7 protein-coding genes are annotated in these 14869 nt (G+C 42.6%); all 7 read right to left on the reverse strand.

Annotated elements, in window-relative coordinates; genetic code table 11:
* Positions 1-151 precede the first annotated feature (151 nt).
* The 7 genes from B2V92_RS20030 to B2V92_RS20060 all read right to left on the reverse strand — a co-directional run bounded on the left by B2V92_RS20030 (position 152) and on the right by B2V92_RS20060 (position 14751).
* Positions 152-1696 carry an SGNH/GDSL hydrolase family protein gene (locus B2V92_RS20030; protein ID WP_293311565.1) on the reverse strand — a complete coding sequence of 515 codons (1545 nt, stop codon included), beginning with the start codon at positions 1694-1696 and terminating at the stop codon, positions 152-154.
* 194 nt (positions 1697-1890) lie between these two features.
* A complete protein-coding gene (locus B2V92_RS20035) occupies positions 1891-3165 on the reverse strand; it encodes a glycoside hydrolase family 71/99-like protein (RefSeq protein ID WP_293311567.1) in 1275 nt (424 codons plus the stop codon).
* Between the two features lie 254 nt (positions 3166-3419).
* Positions 3420-4406 carry a BT_3987 domain-containing protein gene (locus tag B2V92_RS20040; RefSeq protein WP_293311569.1) on the reverse strand — a complete coding sequence of 329 codons (987 nt, stop codon included), beginning with the start codon at positions 4404-4406 and terminating at the stop codon, positions 3420-3422.
* A gap of 29 nt (positions 4407-4435) precedes the next feature.
* The gene (locus tag B2V92_RS20045; protein WP_293311571.1) at positions 4436-6226 is read right to left on the reverse strand and encodes a RagB/SusD family nutrient uptake outer membrane protein; all 1791 of its coding nucleotides are present in this window, start codon (positions 6224-6226) and stop codon (positions 4436-4438) included.
* A gap of 20 nt (positions 6227-6246) precedes the next feature.
* Positions 6247-9354: a SusC/RagA family TonB-linked outer membrane protein gene (locus tag B2V92_RS20050; protein ID WP_293311573.1), complete on the reverse strand. Its 3108-nt coding sequence runs from the start codon at positions 9352-9354 to the stop codon at positions 6247-6249.
* Between the two features lie 1391 nt (positions 9355-10745).
* Positions 10746-11984, reverse strand: coding sequence for a PQQ-dependent sugar dehydrogenase (locus B2V92_RS20055; RefSeq protein ID WP_293311575.1), 1239 nt, complete (start codon positions 11982-11984; stop codon positions 10746-10748).
* Positions 11985-11997: 13 nt separating this feature from the next.
* On the reverse strand, positions 11998-14751 hold the full coding sequence (locus B2V92_RS20060; protein ID WP_293311577.1) for a glycoside hydrolase family 2 protein: 2754 nt from the start codon (positions 14749-14751) through the stop codon (positions 11998-12000).
* Between the last annotated feature and the right edge of the window lie 118 nt (positions 14752-14869).

Raw genomic sequence — 14869 nt, forward strand, 5'->3', positions numbered from 1 at the left:
ATTTCCTTACAGAAATAAGATGGATAAATTGATAAACCGCCCAGGGATGAAATTCCCTGGGTGGTTTGTTTTAAAAGGCATATCAAACAACTTTTATTGATAAGCTTTAAAGTTGTTTATCCATTAAGTTGTTAATTGCAGGCATTTGGTTTTAATGTAATATCCTCAATGCATCAATCCTAGTTGTTATACCTGCAGTTTTAGCGTGGTATATCCTAAACCAGTTTATGGCACTTAAATTTGGCGTTCCTCCGGTTGTTACGGCAGTAGCAAAGGTTTTGGTGATATGGTTCCAACCATTTGTTAGCGGACCAATATCCCAGCTATATTCATTTACATCTGATGTGCCCCCACTTCCAATTTCAATCTGGTTTGATGCCGAAAATTTGGTTACATCCGATACGTAATACCAAAAATCGATTGACCCATTTGCCACAGTTACATTGGGATTAATTGCGGTAAACGAACGTTGAAATTCTAATGTGCCACTACCCACTGATTGTAATGAAGCGCTACCCTCTTTTTTATCGGTACCGTTTATGCTGAGCGCATTCCCTGATGTCCAGCCTGTAACGGCATCTGCATTATTTACCAAAAATGATGATCCGGACGACAGATATGGTGCAATATAGGGTTTTAGTAAACCTGCAGCCTTGGTATGGCCTGCTACACTGGGGTGCACACCGTCATTGAAATCGACCGACGGATGAGGCTGGAGCCAGTTGGCTGTATTAATATAATGCACAGCATTATCGCCTGCGGCAATACGTAAATTAACAGCTGCCTGAACCGATGCTGCTTTTACCCCGCTGAAAGGGCGGAGTGCAAATATTTCGGCACTGGCAAACTTCGTACGGATATTGGCAAGAAAATTTAAGTAGCTGTTCTGAAAGGTAGCATCGGGCACACCTGTGCTGTTATCGTTCTGGCCTAAATTGATAACCACTATTTTGGGTGTATAAGTGGTAAAATCCCAATTTGGTGATGAAGGATAGGCCAAAGACTGCGATTTAAAGTACTGTACATCCATACCGATTTTGGTCGAATTTACACCATAACCATTTACCAAAGCAATGCCGGGATAAGCAATTTGCGTATGTTCGGCATTCAGCGATTCGGATACTACCCATGCATAATCTGATACGTTGGCCTGTGCATCGGTATAACCGGCAGTTATTGAATCGCCGATATATTCTACAATATCTGTAGAAACAGATGGTGCGGAGGTAGCTGCACCGGTATCGAGCACCAGTCCACGGAAGTTAAATACATAATCATAATCCTTTCCCTGCGCCACAATTAAACTATGGGTACCTGCTAACAAAGAAGTAGGTGTGAGGTTTATGGTTCCGCTAGCCCCAATAAAGCTGATCCAGGCACCGCCGTCAATTTTAGCATAAAAATTACTGGTATTGCCTACTTTTATTTTAACTGTGGTACCTGTAAAGTTAACCTTAATATACGCACCGCCCCAGTAGCTCAGGTATTGGGCAGGATTACTAAAATCCCAGCGGCCAAAATATTTAATATTTGGATCGTTTATACCTACATCGAACGCTGCGACAGTTGGCCCATCTGCCAGCGCAGAAACCATGGGCTTTTCAGATGAAAAAACCCCGGAGGATAATTCATTTTTCGAGCAGCCAACGGCCGTTAGTCCGAAAAGTATTAAAAAAATAAATATTGTTTTTTTCATTATTTCAAGATGGTTAGATTAATATCATATTTCATTATCGATGGAATTTAAATAAAACAACAGATAATAAGTTTGCGAAAGGGGGCGTACCGGATGAGACGTGCATGCACTGGGGAAAATTTTGTGGGAAAACGTCCCTAATTTTCAAACAATAGTCCTCCCTTCCGCGTCCTTACCGTATCAGGAGTTTATTCCTATAGGTGCGATGTTGGGTGGGTAGCGGTAAGCGGAATCTGGCCTTTTATCATTTTTGCACCATCACGCGTTAGCCTGAGGTAAAAATCGGAAGAACAGGCCACACCATCGGCATCCAGGGTAAGGAAATACTGATTGCTGGGTTTCATGGAAGCATTTTCTGCAGCCTTGGCAATTGCGGTACCTTCGTTGTATTCGTCAAACATGGCTACCTTTACATTTGGAATATTGTTGTTCCTGATGTTATAGAATTGCCTCCAAAGAAAATCTCCATGTAAACGCGGTATCTCATTTTGCGGTCCGGTGTGCCAGTTAGACCACGCAAAACCTGGAAAAGCTACAGGCTGATAATCCTGGTTATGCGAATTGCAATATGCAAAATCTGCGCTAAGTGTGGGTACATAACCATCGGCTCCGGTTATCCCGTTCATAGAACCAACTGTCCACGGCTGGATCATATTGGCCTGATTATAAGCACTGATATTGGTTGCATCATTTCTCCAATCCCTTTTAACACCGATGATAACATAACATCCCTGGTTTTTAAACCAATTGATCACATCTGTCCATACCGCGTTATTACCGGGTCTCCCGGAAACACCTATCCCCCAAATACTTACAATAGGTTTACTGTTCTGTCTGGCATAAGCTGTTGAAGAAGTATGTGTTTGCATACGGGTGGTCCAGTCGCTTTTGATTTCGGATTGAAAATTTGTCCAGCCGGAGATATCGTATTCAATAAAGAATTTACGCCCGTAGGTTTCGGCAGCAGCCTTTACCATAGGTACATTTCCATTGCGCCAATTCAGATCACGCGGATCGGCAGCAAGGGCACTGCCAAAGCGTTGAAGCGCAACGCAATCAATTCCATTCTGCTGCATCCACAGAAAATGGGTATTTACCACCTGCTGCGAATAGGATGTAAATAATTTAGCAGGCAGACCGTTGCCAAGGTTGGCAAAGCCCGTTTGATAAGTGGTTGTATACTCCCTTACATCAGGCCACATTTCAACATTGATATGCCCGGGAGAAGGTGGATTTGGTCCCCAGGTTTTCCATGAATTAAATGGCGAACCATCGCCAAGGCAACCGAACCAGGCCTGATAACCTACTACCAGTTTGCCTACCACATCACCCGGAGGAGAAGCTAACGCTACTTCAGACTTAATCTTCGAAAGGCTGTCGTGAACAACCACATCATCTACTTGTGTTTTTGAGCAACCTACTGCTGATAAAATAACTGCAGAGAGTAGCATTAAATTAATTTTTCTCATTGATCAGATATATATTTGGTTAACACACCAATATCGGTGTGAAATCCAAAATAGAACCGACCAATTAACAAATGATAAATAAATAATTAATAAGTCATCTATACCAGATTAATAATCAATTTCATGTCTGCTATATCATCATTTTTGGTTGTTTTGAATGATCATCCCAATTCAAAAAACCGAAATCACCATAAATTTAAAAAGAGGGCCCTACCGGCGATGGGACCAAATACTATACCGGCAAGGCCACTCTTTTAGAAGGCGTACAACTCAGCCAAATGGGTAACATTCGACCCATAAGATGAATTGACTGTGATTTTAAAATACCTGGCCTGTTTGTTAAACGCTGATGGAAAAAAAACAGACTGGAGTGCCTGGGTATTTGCCAGGTTCAATGTTCCATAATCTGTCCAGGTTACGTTATCGGTACTCAGTTTCAGGTTAACCTCGTTCGGTTTTCCATTATCGTTACCCTGTCTGGCCAGAAAAGACAATCCATGGAAGGTTTTGATTTCTCCCATATCAATGGTTAAAAAATGTGGTGGCGAAGCGGTTCCATTCTGCCATTGCGAATGCCAGAATGTGGTGTTTACGCCATCCAGTGCAAAAACAGCCCTTCCGTTATTTGGACCTTCACCGTTTGCTTCCTGTGAGGAAAAATCAACGATATTGAATTTAGAACGGTCGAAATTCGGGTAATCTGCCAGATCGGGTAAGGCTGTTACCACATAGTAAACGGTTTTGAGTGCCTCACGTACTTTTACGCCCGTGCTCGATAAAGTTATCGGCAACAGATAGGTGGTAAAAGCATTCATGGCACCGGTTCCGGTGGTTTTAAAATTTACTTTTAATGGTTCTGTAGCCAGTTTTCCTTTCGGGATTACCGAGCTGGTTGCAGATAACGTATAGGCACTGGCCGGCAACACCTGGTAATTTGTTTTATTGGCTGTATTGTATGCGGCAACCAATGCATTATCAACAGCAAACGAAACCGGCACATCTGCATCGGGATAGCCATAACCGCCATAATCAGCCCCAAAAACAACGGTTTGCACCAGATTATCCTTCACTTTCAGATTGGTGGTAACGGGGCCGTTTACGCCCTGCGGCATGTAAACATTGATATAATTTTCCAATGGCTGATCGGGAAGATCAACATTATCCTTACAGCCGTACCAAAAGGCTGAGCTTATTAATCCGAACAGGAAAAACAGCACTTTATATTTTCTATGAATTATCATATAGATCAAATTTTGATTAAAGGAAAAAATTACCAGCCCGGGTTCTGAACAACCAGTTTAGATCTGTCCATTTCATACTGCCTGATCGGAAAAAAATACGATGCAGGGAAACGGAAAAGGTGCTGGCTTGCCACTACCCTTTTGTAAAAGGTATCGTCATTTTTGTTTACATCCATGCCATGCATATCGCCCATTACCTGTGCTACTATTTTCCAGCGCCTCACATCAAACCAGCGGTGCGATTCGAAGGCCAGTTCTATCCTCCGCTCCTGCCATATCCGGATGCGTACATCGGCCTGACTGCTGGGAGCGGCTAAATTTGCACTTCCATACTGCGGAATACCGGCGCGTTCGCGGATCAGGTTCAGGTATTTTAAGATATCAGCATTACCGGGAGCATATTCGTTTAATGCCTCAGCATAGTTTAAATAAATTTCGCCCAATCTAAATAATGCCAAAGTGCGGTTTGCCTTAGCCCCGTTTCCACCCGAACCATTATTGGTTGCCGGATTAACATTTTTTCTTACCAGATAACCCGTTTTGGTAAAATCGGTAGCATGGCCGCTTTTACCGCTTCCGCCTAAAAACAAAAATGAAATCGGTGCTGCAGCAGCCATGTTACCACCTTGAAATATGGCATTATTATAGGTTACCGAAGCATAAAAACGTGGTTCGCGGTTTACATACATATTGTAAACTTTAACATTGTTCTGTGTGGTAAAACCCGTTTCGGAATAGAGGGCAGATTCGGTGATGGTTTTACCATCGTTCATAAAATAGGCATCAACCTGCTCCTGTGTAACACCAACACCGTTCCAGCCACCGGCCTGGCGCGGCATGCTGTTCGTATCGTAACCCGGCAAATCGTTGGTTTTCCGGCAAAATATCTGTTCGGCATTCCACTGCTGGGTAAATATGCCCATATACGATTGTAACGGATCGCCATTGGCGGTTTTATACAAACTATAAAGTCCCAGATCGATTACAGCCTTGGCTGCATCGGCTGCTCTTTTCCATTTCTGAACATCGTAAGTCTGGTTGATTAAAACTTTACCATCCTTATTTTTAAAGTTGGCAAAATCAGCATTGCCGTTAAATTCGGGGCTGGCAGCATACAACAATACCCTTGATTTAACTGCCAGTGCAATCCCAACGGTTGCACGGCCAAATTCGTTATTACTTGCCTGTCCGTTGCTTGAGGGCACATTGGGTAATACAGCAGCAGCTTTGTCGAGTTCGCTTACCACATAATTCACACATTCATCGTAACTATTACGCGGAAACTGCATTTCGCTGGCCTCCACATCTACGGGAATTTCGGTTTCGGGCATTAAAACCACCGGACCGTATTGGCGCATCAATAAGAAGTAGAAATATGCCCTTAAAAAACGTGCTTCAGCTTTATATTGATCGATTAACTTCTGACCATTCAATGCCAGTATTTCTGCGTTTCCATCTATGTGGTTCATAAAATAGGTTGCAGATCGGATACCCTTGTAATAATATCCCCAGCGGTCGAAAAGTGCATTACTGGCCCCGAGGTTACCGATATTGAGGCTATAGTTCGAATATTTGGACCAGGTAATGTCCATTTCATCCGAATTTCCTTCCCATGGTGTGTTTTCCCACACGTTCGATACATCATCTACATAACTGTATACGTTTGCAAGGTATTGCTCCGAAGGGCCCTTTTTCTGAAAAACCGATTCGATGGTAATCCTGTCGTCAGGTACCTGATCGAGGTATTTCTGACAGCCGGAGCCCACCAGTAATGATGCAACCATCATGGCCATGCCAATTTTTATATTTTTATTTTTCATGTCATTAAAACTTGAGATAATTATTTGAAAGTACATTTAACGCCCAGGTTGTAAGTTTTTAACAAGGGATAGTTTGCACCCTTACCATCGCCCAACTCTACATCCCAAAGTTTGAATCCGCTGGCCGTCCAAAGGTTATAGCCGATAAAGTAAAGGCTTAGGTTAGACATACCCGTTTTTTTAAGCCAGTTCGCCTTGTTGAAATCGTAACTCAGTTGCAGGGTCTGCAAACGCAAAAAGGCTCCGTTTCTTACCCACCAGGTACTGTTTGCATAATTCATATTATCGTTACCATAGGTTAGCCTTGGGTACATGGCATTCTGGTTCTGATTTTCAGGGGTCCACCTATCAGTAATCTGTGCCAATAAATTGCCACGTTCGCCACCCTGGCTAAAAGGCTGTAAACCATCTCCATTTAAACTCACATCTACATTACTGATGCCTTTGAACCAGGCCGAAATGGCAAAGCCCTTCCAGTTAATTGTTGGGCCGAAACCATATACAATTTCGGGTATTGAGCCATAGCCAATCGGGCCCTGATCAAAGCCATCGATCCGTCCGTCGCCGTTTAAATCCTTGTATTTAATATCACCGGCTTTGTTGGTACCGGTTTGGTACGGGCTGTTTGCCACATCTGCATCACTGGTAAAAAGACCAAGTGCAGTGTAACCAAAACGCTGACCGAATTTGCGGCCAATGCGCTGTTGCCATGGATATGGCCAGGGAGCGTTTGCATCATTGATAATCATAGCCCTGGTCCAGGTTAATGATCCCCTTAAACCCAGCTGCCAGTCGTCGCCAATGCGTTTATTATAATCTATTGTTCCTTCAATCCCACGGTTATGGATTTCGCCAAGGTTTGCATAAGGAAGTGTTCTCACCCCTACATATTCGGGCACATCGCCACGCTGGCGGAAAATTGCGGTCCTGAACTCCTGAAAAACATCTGCAGTAATCGATAAGCTGTTGTTAAGTGTTTTCAGCTCAAGCCCAATGTTCTGTTTAGTGGCTTTTTCCCAACTCACGTTTACGGCATAATCGCCGATATCATATCCATTAATATTCTGGTCAACACCGTTGCCGAAAGAGTAATTGCCGTTACCACCATTAACCGTTGCAATATAACCGAAACGGCGGCCACCAATATCGCTGTTACCTACCTGCCCCCACGAGTATCGTATTTTAGCAAACTGGAAGATATTTGTTAATGGTTTAAAGAATTTTTCCTGTGATAATACCCAGCCCACACTAAACGCCGGAAAAAAACCAAAACGTTTGCCTGGTGCAAATGTTTCTGAACCGTTATAGCCAAAATTAACATCAGCCAGGTATTTATCGTCGTAAGCATAAGTGGCCCGGCTGGCAACCCCAAGGTAGCGGTAAGGGATGGAGGCAATAAAATCGCCCGCAAAAGCATCTTCCCTATCCTGTGCATTAAAAATAGCCATTGCCCCTACGGAGTGTTTTCTGAAGTTGCGGTTATAATTCAGCTGGGCTTCTGTAGAAAATTGCCTTGTACCACCATTGCTCCTTTCGTAACCCAGAAAACTGGTCCCGTTCGAAACCTTATCAAACAGCAGGGCATTGGTTATGGGGTCTCTGCCTTTGGCCAGGTAACCATCAACTGATTTGGTACGCCTGATGGTGTGGGAGTTATAATTATCGAAAGAGAACATAGCCGTTGCCGAAAGCCCTTTCAATACCATACCCAGATCCTGCGTAACCCTGATATTACTCCATAACTGGCTCCTGAACTCGGTTATATAGCCGCTTTGGGTTAACAGGGTGTAAGGATTGGCAATATCACCGGTCCTGATGGCTGAATTTAACCCATTTGAATATACTTTTGGTATCAGAATTGGCGGCATGATATAGGCAGAACCCCAGATCGATTCATTTGAGCTCCCCGGGTAGTTACCATTGCTGATCCATCCCGATGCACCAAAATCAACTTTTGTGGTTTTGGTAACCTTTAAAGTAAGGTTGGAAGTAAAATTATAACGGGTAAATTTTATGGCCGAATTGTAACTGGCCAGTTCATCCGTTTTAAATAAACCTTCTTCATCATAATAACCCAGCGAAAGATAATACTGTGCATTTTCCGAACCTCCATTGGCATTTACCCTGGCACGGCGGTTCTGCCCTGTTTTGTTGAACAGTTCATCAAACCAGTTTACATTTGGATACAGATCAGGATCTGCGCCTGAGGCTGTTTTATTGATCCTGTCGGCCGAATATTTAGGATTTGGATCGTTGGGATTACTGCTTTTATAGGCTTCGTTGGCAATCTGTAAATAGGTTACACCATCAGCAAACTTTGGGATTTTGGTAAACTGTGTGATCCCCTGATCGTATTGCAGGTTAATAAGCGGTTTACCCAGTTTGCCTTTTTTGGTTTCGATGATGATTACACCATTGGCGCCACGCACACCGTAAACAGCCGTAGCAGAGGCATCTTTAAGGATACTGAAACTGGCAATATCTTCGGGATCCACATTGGCAAATTCGCGTTGAACACCATCAACCAATATTAGCGGCCCACTGCTGGTAAAGGTTGAAATACCACGGATGTAAATTTCGGAATTGTCGTAACCCGGCTGGCCACTGCGTTGTACACCGATAATCCCGGCAACACGGCCTGCCAGCACATTGGTAAGGTTGGCCACCGGTTGTTTCAGTTCTTCGGCTTTTACCGTACTGATCGCACCGGTAAGGGTTACTTTTTTCTGCTGGCCATAGGCTACAACAACCACATCATCGAGTCCGGTTTCAGAATCTTTCAGGGTTACATTGATCGTTGTATGGCCACTTATCGGTACTTCCTGCGTGATATAACCTATAAAACTGAATATCAGGCTGCCATTAGTGCCATTAACACCAATGTTATAGGTACCATCTTTTTTTGTTGATGCGCTGGCTGTTCCGTTTTTAAGTTTTACCGATACACCCGGAAGCGGTTGCCCTTTCGAATCGCTTACCTGTCCGGTAATCTGTAGCTGTTGTGCCGATAATACATTTGTAAACAGCAGTAAAATTACCACAGCAGAAAGTATTTTCAGGGCATGGATTGTTTTCGGCTCCACATGGAATGATTTTCCACGGCGGGAAGCCATATCACTTTTATACATTTGGTTAGGGTTAAATAAATAATTGTTTGGAAATTGGTTACGGGATTATGGCTTAACGTTATCCGGTATCTGGTTCTTTGACTCCGACAAAAGCCTGCTCCCTATTATTTAGGATAAATTATCTGATCAAAATCGCCTCCTTCCTACTGTAGTTAACATTTGGTTCCATGTATTTCAAAAAAGCAGGTGTAGGATGCTGACAAAACAGTTGCAAAAACGATATCTGGTTCAGGTTTACCGATCCATGTAAATGAATGGTATTTTTAGATCCAAAAACGTTTTTTATTTGATAGTGGCTCATGTTCTATTGGTTAGCAGGGTTGGTTAGTCCCCTTTGTTGTAAAATATCCCCTCAGTATTTTACTTTAGCCGACATGGCACACGAGATTTTGCTTTAAAAGAGCTGCCAGAAAATACCAGCAGCCCGATTGTTTAAAATCAATTGTGTGTTATCGGTTTTAAAATTATTTTCTTATCGGTACCTCTACATTTTTGCTAATACCAAAAGTTTTTACAATTGGCGTTTGAACAAAAAAGCACAGATGATGATGGTTATTGCTCTATTTGGTTGATACAAATAACCTGAAATAAGACCTTTGGGAGATTGTCCAATCATTCATATTTTTTGACAGATTGTACATTTATGAGCTAAAAAGAAGGGTTATTTGGTGGAAAAAGCTGTTTTTGCCCTGGCTTTATTGGAAAACACAGCGAAGTGAGGTACTACCACCCTCTTCACTGGTTCAATAAATATTTCTCAGCATATAAGATATTTGAGGAGCATATAAGCTCACAGGTTCTGATATAGTAAAGGCATTAAAAATAGAGGCATCACTGGCAAAAGGCTATTCACAGCTCTTCACTGGTCTTAGCGTCTCGCTAAGACCTTACTTTTTGCTACACCAGTCCAGTCAATAAATATTTTTCACCATATAAGACATTTGAGGAGCATATAAGCTCACAGGTTCTGATATAGTAAAGACATTAAAAATAAATGGAACACTGCAAAGGCTATTCATAGCTTAGATGGTCTCAGGTGACTTAGGTGGTCAATAAATGTTTATTGGTGTAGTAGCCGCCGAAATTGTTTTTTGCCAAGAACTCACAGAAAAGCACGAATTTATTTTTATAAAAAAGTAGTTTTTCACTCCTTCACTGGTCTTAGCGTCTCGCTAAGACCTATTATTTTCACCATATAAGACAGTTAAAGGCATTTAAGCGTACATATTCTGATATACTAAAGGTATTAGGAATAAATGGAGCACTGCAAAAGCGTTACTCACAGCTTAGGTCGTTAATTAAACAGCGTAATCTTTATTTTTTATGACCACCTGAGACACCTTAGCTCACCTGAGTTTTACATATTTCTTAATTTTAAAACCTATTAGATCTTATCGTTTGGTAATTTTATACACCGTGCCGTTCTTATTCTCCGGCCCCGTATCGGTATTGGTTAACACATATAATTCACCTGATGGATCTTCGCCGAAAGCCGTGATTTTGGCATTCTCGGCAATGTTTAAAAAAGATAATTTGCCACGTAGCCATTTGTTGCCTGATGACTCCAGGTAATATCCCCTGCCCGTCCAATCGGCAAAAATATATTTTCCTTTAATCTCTTGGTTTCTGATACCATTATACACATAACCACCTGTTACCGAAACGCCTTCGCTATGCTGGTATTCAGTAATTGGCGCAATCATTTCTTTGATGTTACAGCCTTTATCAGGATTATAACAGTGTGTGCCTTCCATTAGTCTCCAACCATAGTTTCCTCCTTTTTTAACAATATCAACCTCTTCCCAGGTAGATTGACCTACATCGCCGGCAAATAATTGCTTTGATGCACGGTCGAAAGAAAAACGCCATGGATTTCTGAAACCATAGGCCCATATTTCGGGTTTAATATCCGGTTTACCCACAAATGGATTATCTTTTGGTACTTTATAGCCCGATTCGGTGTTGATATCAATCCTTAATATTTTGCCGTGCCAGGTATTCATGTCCTGCCCGTTGCCAATTTTCCCATGTTCGTCACCCTGACCGCCGCCATCGCCAAAAGAGACATACAGGTAACCATCAGGTCCGAACTGTAAACATCCCCCGTTGTGGTTCCCGTCTGGTTCTTCGATGGTTAAAATAATGCGCTCGCTTGCAGCATCAATCTGCCTGCCACTTGCTGCCAGTTTATATTCGGCGAGTACCCCGGTGTGGTTCGATTTCTGAACAGAAGGAACGCTGTAATAGAGGTATATCTTTTTGTTTGTTTTAAATGCAGGATGTAAAGCGATACCAAGTAAACCACGTTCTTCGTAACCGCGATTAAGTTTCACCAGCTTATTTTTCAGATCGATTAATGGTTCTTCCAACAATTTTCCCTGCTGCACAACCCTGATCTTGCCCGATTGTTCGGTAATCCATGCCTCGTTGTTATCCGGAAAAACAATGGCGGTTGGTGCCTGTATACCTGAAGCAAACACCTCTACCCCAACTGAAATACCGGAAATTTCGGCCGTTTTTTTAGCTGGTGCTTTCTTTTGTACTGAGGCTGGTATGCCAGCCATTAAAACGCAGGCCATAACTATTACCGATAGTTGTAAAGCAGTATCTTTAAATATCTTTTTTTTCATTTCTATGTGTTGTTTAGTGGGTAAAATCGAAAAGCAGTGTACCGCTAAAAGTTTTACCATCCGTTTTATTTTTCTGGCTCTGTGGTCCCATTGATGAAGCCGCCTGGAATTTGGTACCTATGGCACTTATTCCCTTTAAAAAACCGATGCTTCCATCCGGAAATGCAGGTTCTACGTTGTTGTTGCTCAATGCAGCAGCCTCGCGCGCAGGGCGGTATAGCTGCAGGTAGGTATCGCCATCGGCTATATAAACCTTAAACGGCGCTTCCTTATTTTCTATCACCACCCAGTTTACCTCCGAGTAATAACCTTTAAACTCCGGATATCCCCATGTTTCGCCCGTAATCGAATTGTTATAATCTTTATGCCAAAGCCCAAACTGAGGCCCTTTTAACCTGTTTTTCCATACCCGGTAAGGCCCGCGGCCAAGGTATTTCACTCCGGTTATCTTATCCTCCGGGTAATTGAAGGTAATGCCCATAAAATCGGCATCGCCCTGCTGGTTAAAAGTATACTCGAGCTTAACCAGTTTACCCGGTTCAAATGTCCATTTGGCATGGAGATTCCCCTGCCCCTGATAGTCTGATTCAACAGTTGTTTTTTGTCCTTCGGTTTTAAAGCTGAAGTTTTTCAAAACGGTATTCACTCCTGCCAATAGTGGGCCTTTAGACAATGAAATGGTGGTTGCAGACTTTATTACTTTCTCCAGATAACCTGTTGTTTTATCAAAATAATAGGTATTTCCGTCCTGTTTAACCAAAAGTGATTGACCGTTTTCTTCGGTTTTTACCGATAAACCGGATGTTGTTTTTTCCTGTTTGCCGGCGATGGATTGTGCGGTACTTATCGGCCAGCTCCAGGTAAATATTTCTTTTTGATCCGGTCCGTAAGCAGTTAAATATAAGGCATTACTCTGCGCCCATGTTGCAGGTAAATTAAGGAAAAGTGTTCCCTTTGTACCAGGTTTAAGGTTTGATGTAGCCGTTCCGCTTGCCACTATAGCGGCTTTTGTTTCAGTAGCAACCGCAGCTGGAAAATTAAGCAACTTCCATTTAAAGGTGCATTTATCCAAACCTGTAAAGGCAAACCTGTTGGCAATGGAAATCTGGCCATTAAAATTTTGATCTATTTTTGGAAGATCAACAAAAACTGGTGACCATATTTCTTTTATCGCATAAAAACTGCCTTCTTTTTCGCGGTGAGGCCCTACAATCCCATCGGGTGCATGGTTGCCGTCGCCATCATATATGTTATTTTTATCCGTCCGGATGACGTTTTCATCCACCAAAGCCCAGATAAAACCACCCGCAGCATGTGGATGGACGAGTATCTGGTTCCAGAAATCATCAAGTGCTGCACCGGCACCACCATCGTAAAGGGCATGCATAAACTCTGTAGGGAAGAAAACCTCCTGGCCCGATGTGGCCGCCTTAACCATGTAATTGTAATCGGGATAGTGTTTGGTATCGGTTCCGTTAAACTTTTCCCAGGGGTGGATTACGGTACGTTTTTGCGGATCGTAAAGCGCATAATCGTTATCAAGATCGGTATTAAAACCACCTTCGTTACCATTGGCCCAAAAAATAATGGAAGGATGGTTTACATCCCTGACCACCAGCTCTTTCACCAACCTGTGGCCAACTGTATTATCGTATTTGGCCTGCCAGCCCGTAAGTTCATTGATCACATAGAGGCCGAGCGAATCGCAAACATCCAAAAATTCGGCATCGGGCGGATAATGCGACATGCGCACGGCATTCATATTCATCTCTTTCATTAGCTGTACATCCATTAAATGCACCGCTTTGCTTAGCGTACGTCCGGTTTCAGGCCAGAAACTATGCCGGTTAACCCCTTTGAGGATCATTTTAGCACCGTTTACATAAAAACCATCACCATTACGCAGATCGAGTGTGCGGAAACCAAATTTTTGTTTGATCTGATGGAGGGTATTTTGCTTATTCTTGATTTTAACCACCACCTGATAACGGTTCGGGAACTCCGAACTCCACAATAAGGGATGCGAAAAAGCTGATTTTAAATGCTGTGTACTATCTGTAGGATCGGCTTTTATGGAAAATGCCTTTCCCACATTTTCACCATTCAATTTCTTCACCTGTGCCTCAATTACATCACCAGTGCTTAAGTGCTGCGCATAAACATCGAGCGCGAAAGAACCATCTGCCCTGGCATTAACCGCTACCCTTTCGATAAATTTATCGGGAACAGTTTCGAGGTAAACCGGCCTGAAAATACCGCCGAAAACCCAGAAATCACTTTTCCTTTCCGCATTATTGATAGAAGTATTGGCCGACATCTTATCTACTGTAACTTCGAGCAGATTCTTGCCTGCGGGTTTTAAAAGCTTGGTAATATCATATTTAAAACGGTAAAAACCTCCCTGATGTACCGCTCCGGCGAGTTGCCCGTTCACGGTAACCTTTGTATCGGTCATAGCGCCTTCAAAAACCAGGAATACCTTTTTACCGGTTATTTTACCTGTTGAAAATTCATGGCGATAAATTCCCTGCTCTTTGGCTTTGTCTTTATCGTGGCCATAATTATAACTTCCAAATCCCTGTAATTCCCAATTGGATGGTACGGGAATTTTGGTCCACACGCCACTTTTAGGACCTGCGGTACAATAAAAATCCCATTGTTTGGTATGATCTTTATCTGTGCCGGAAAGATAAGTTTTGATGGTTTCCTGCGAAAAACCCTGGTAGCTAACCAGTACAAGCAAAAACTGAAGTATTTTTTTGATCATGATATATTTGGTAGTAGAATGTAACCATATCCGGTTCGATCGGATTTGGCGTTTACAAGATAACTCAATTTATACCAGCGTAAAACCAGTTAACTACTTTGATACAATAGCGGGCCTA

This window comes from Pedobacter sp. UBA5917 (assembly GCF_002432345.1).
In the GTDB taxonomy this organism is placed as follows: domain Bacteria; phylum Bacteroidota; class Bacteroidia; order Sphingobacteriales; family Sphingobacteriaceae; genus Pedobacter.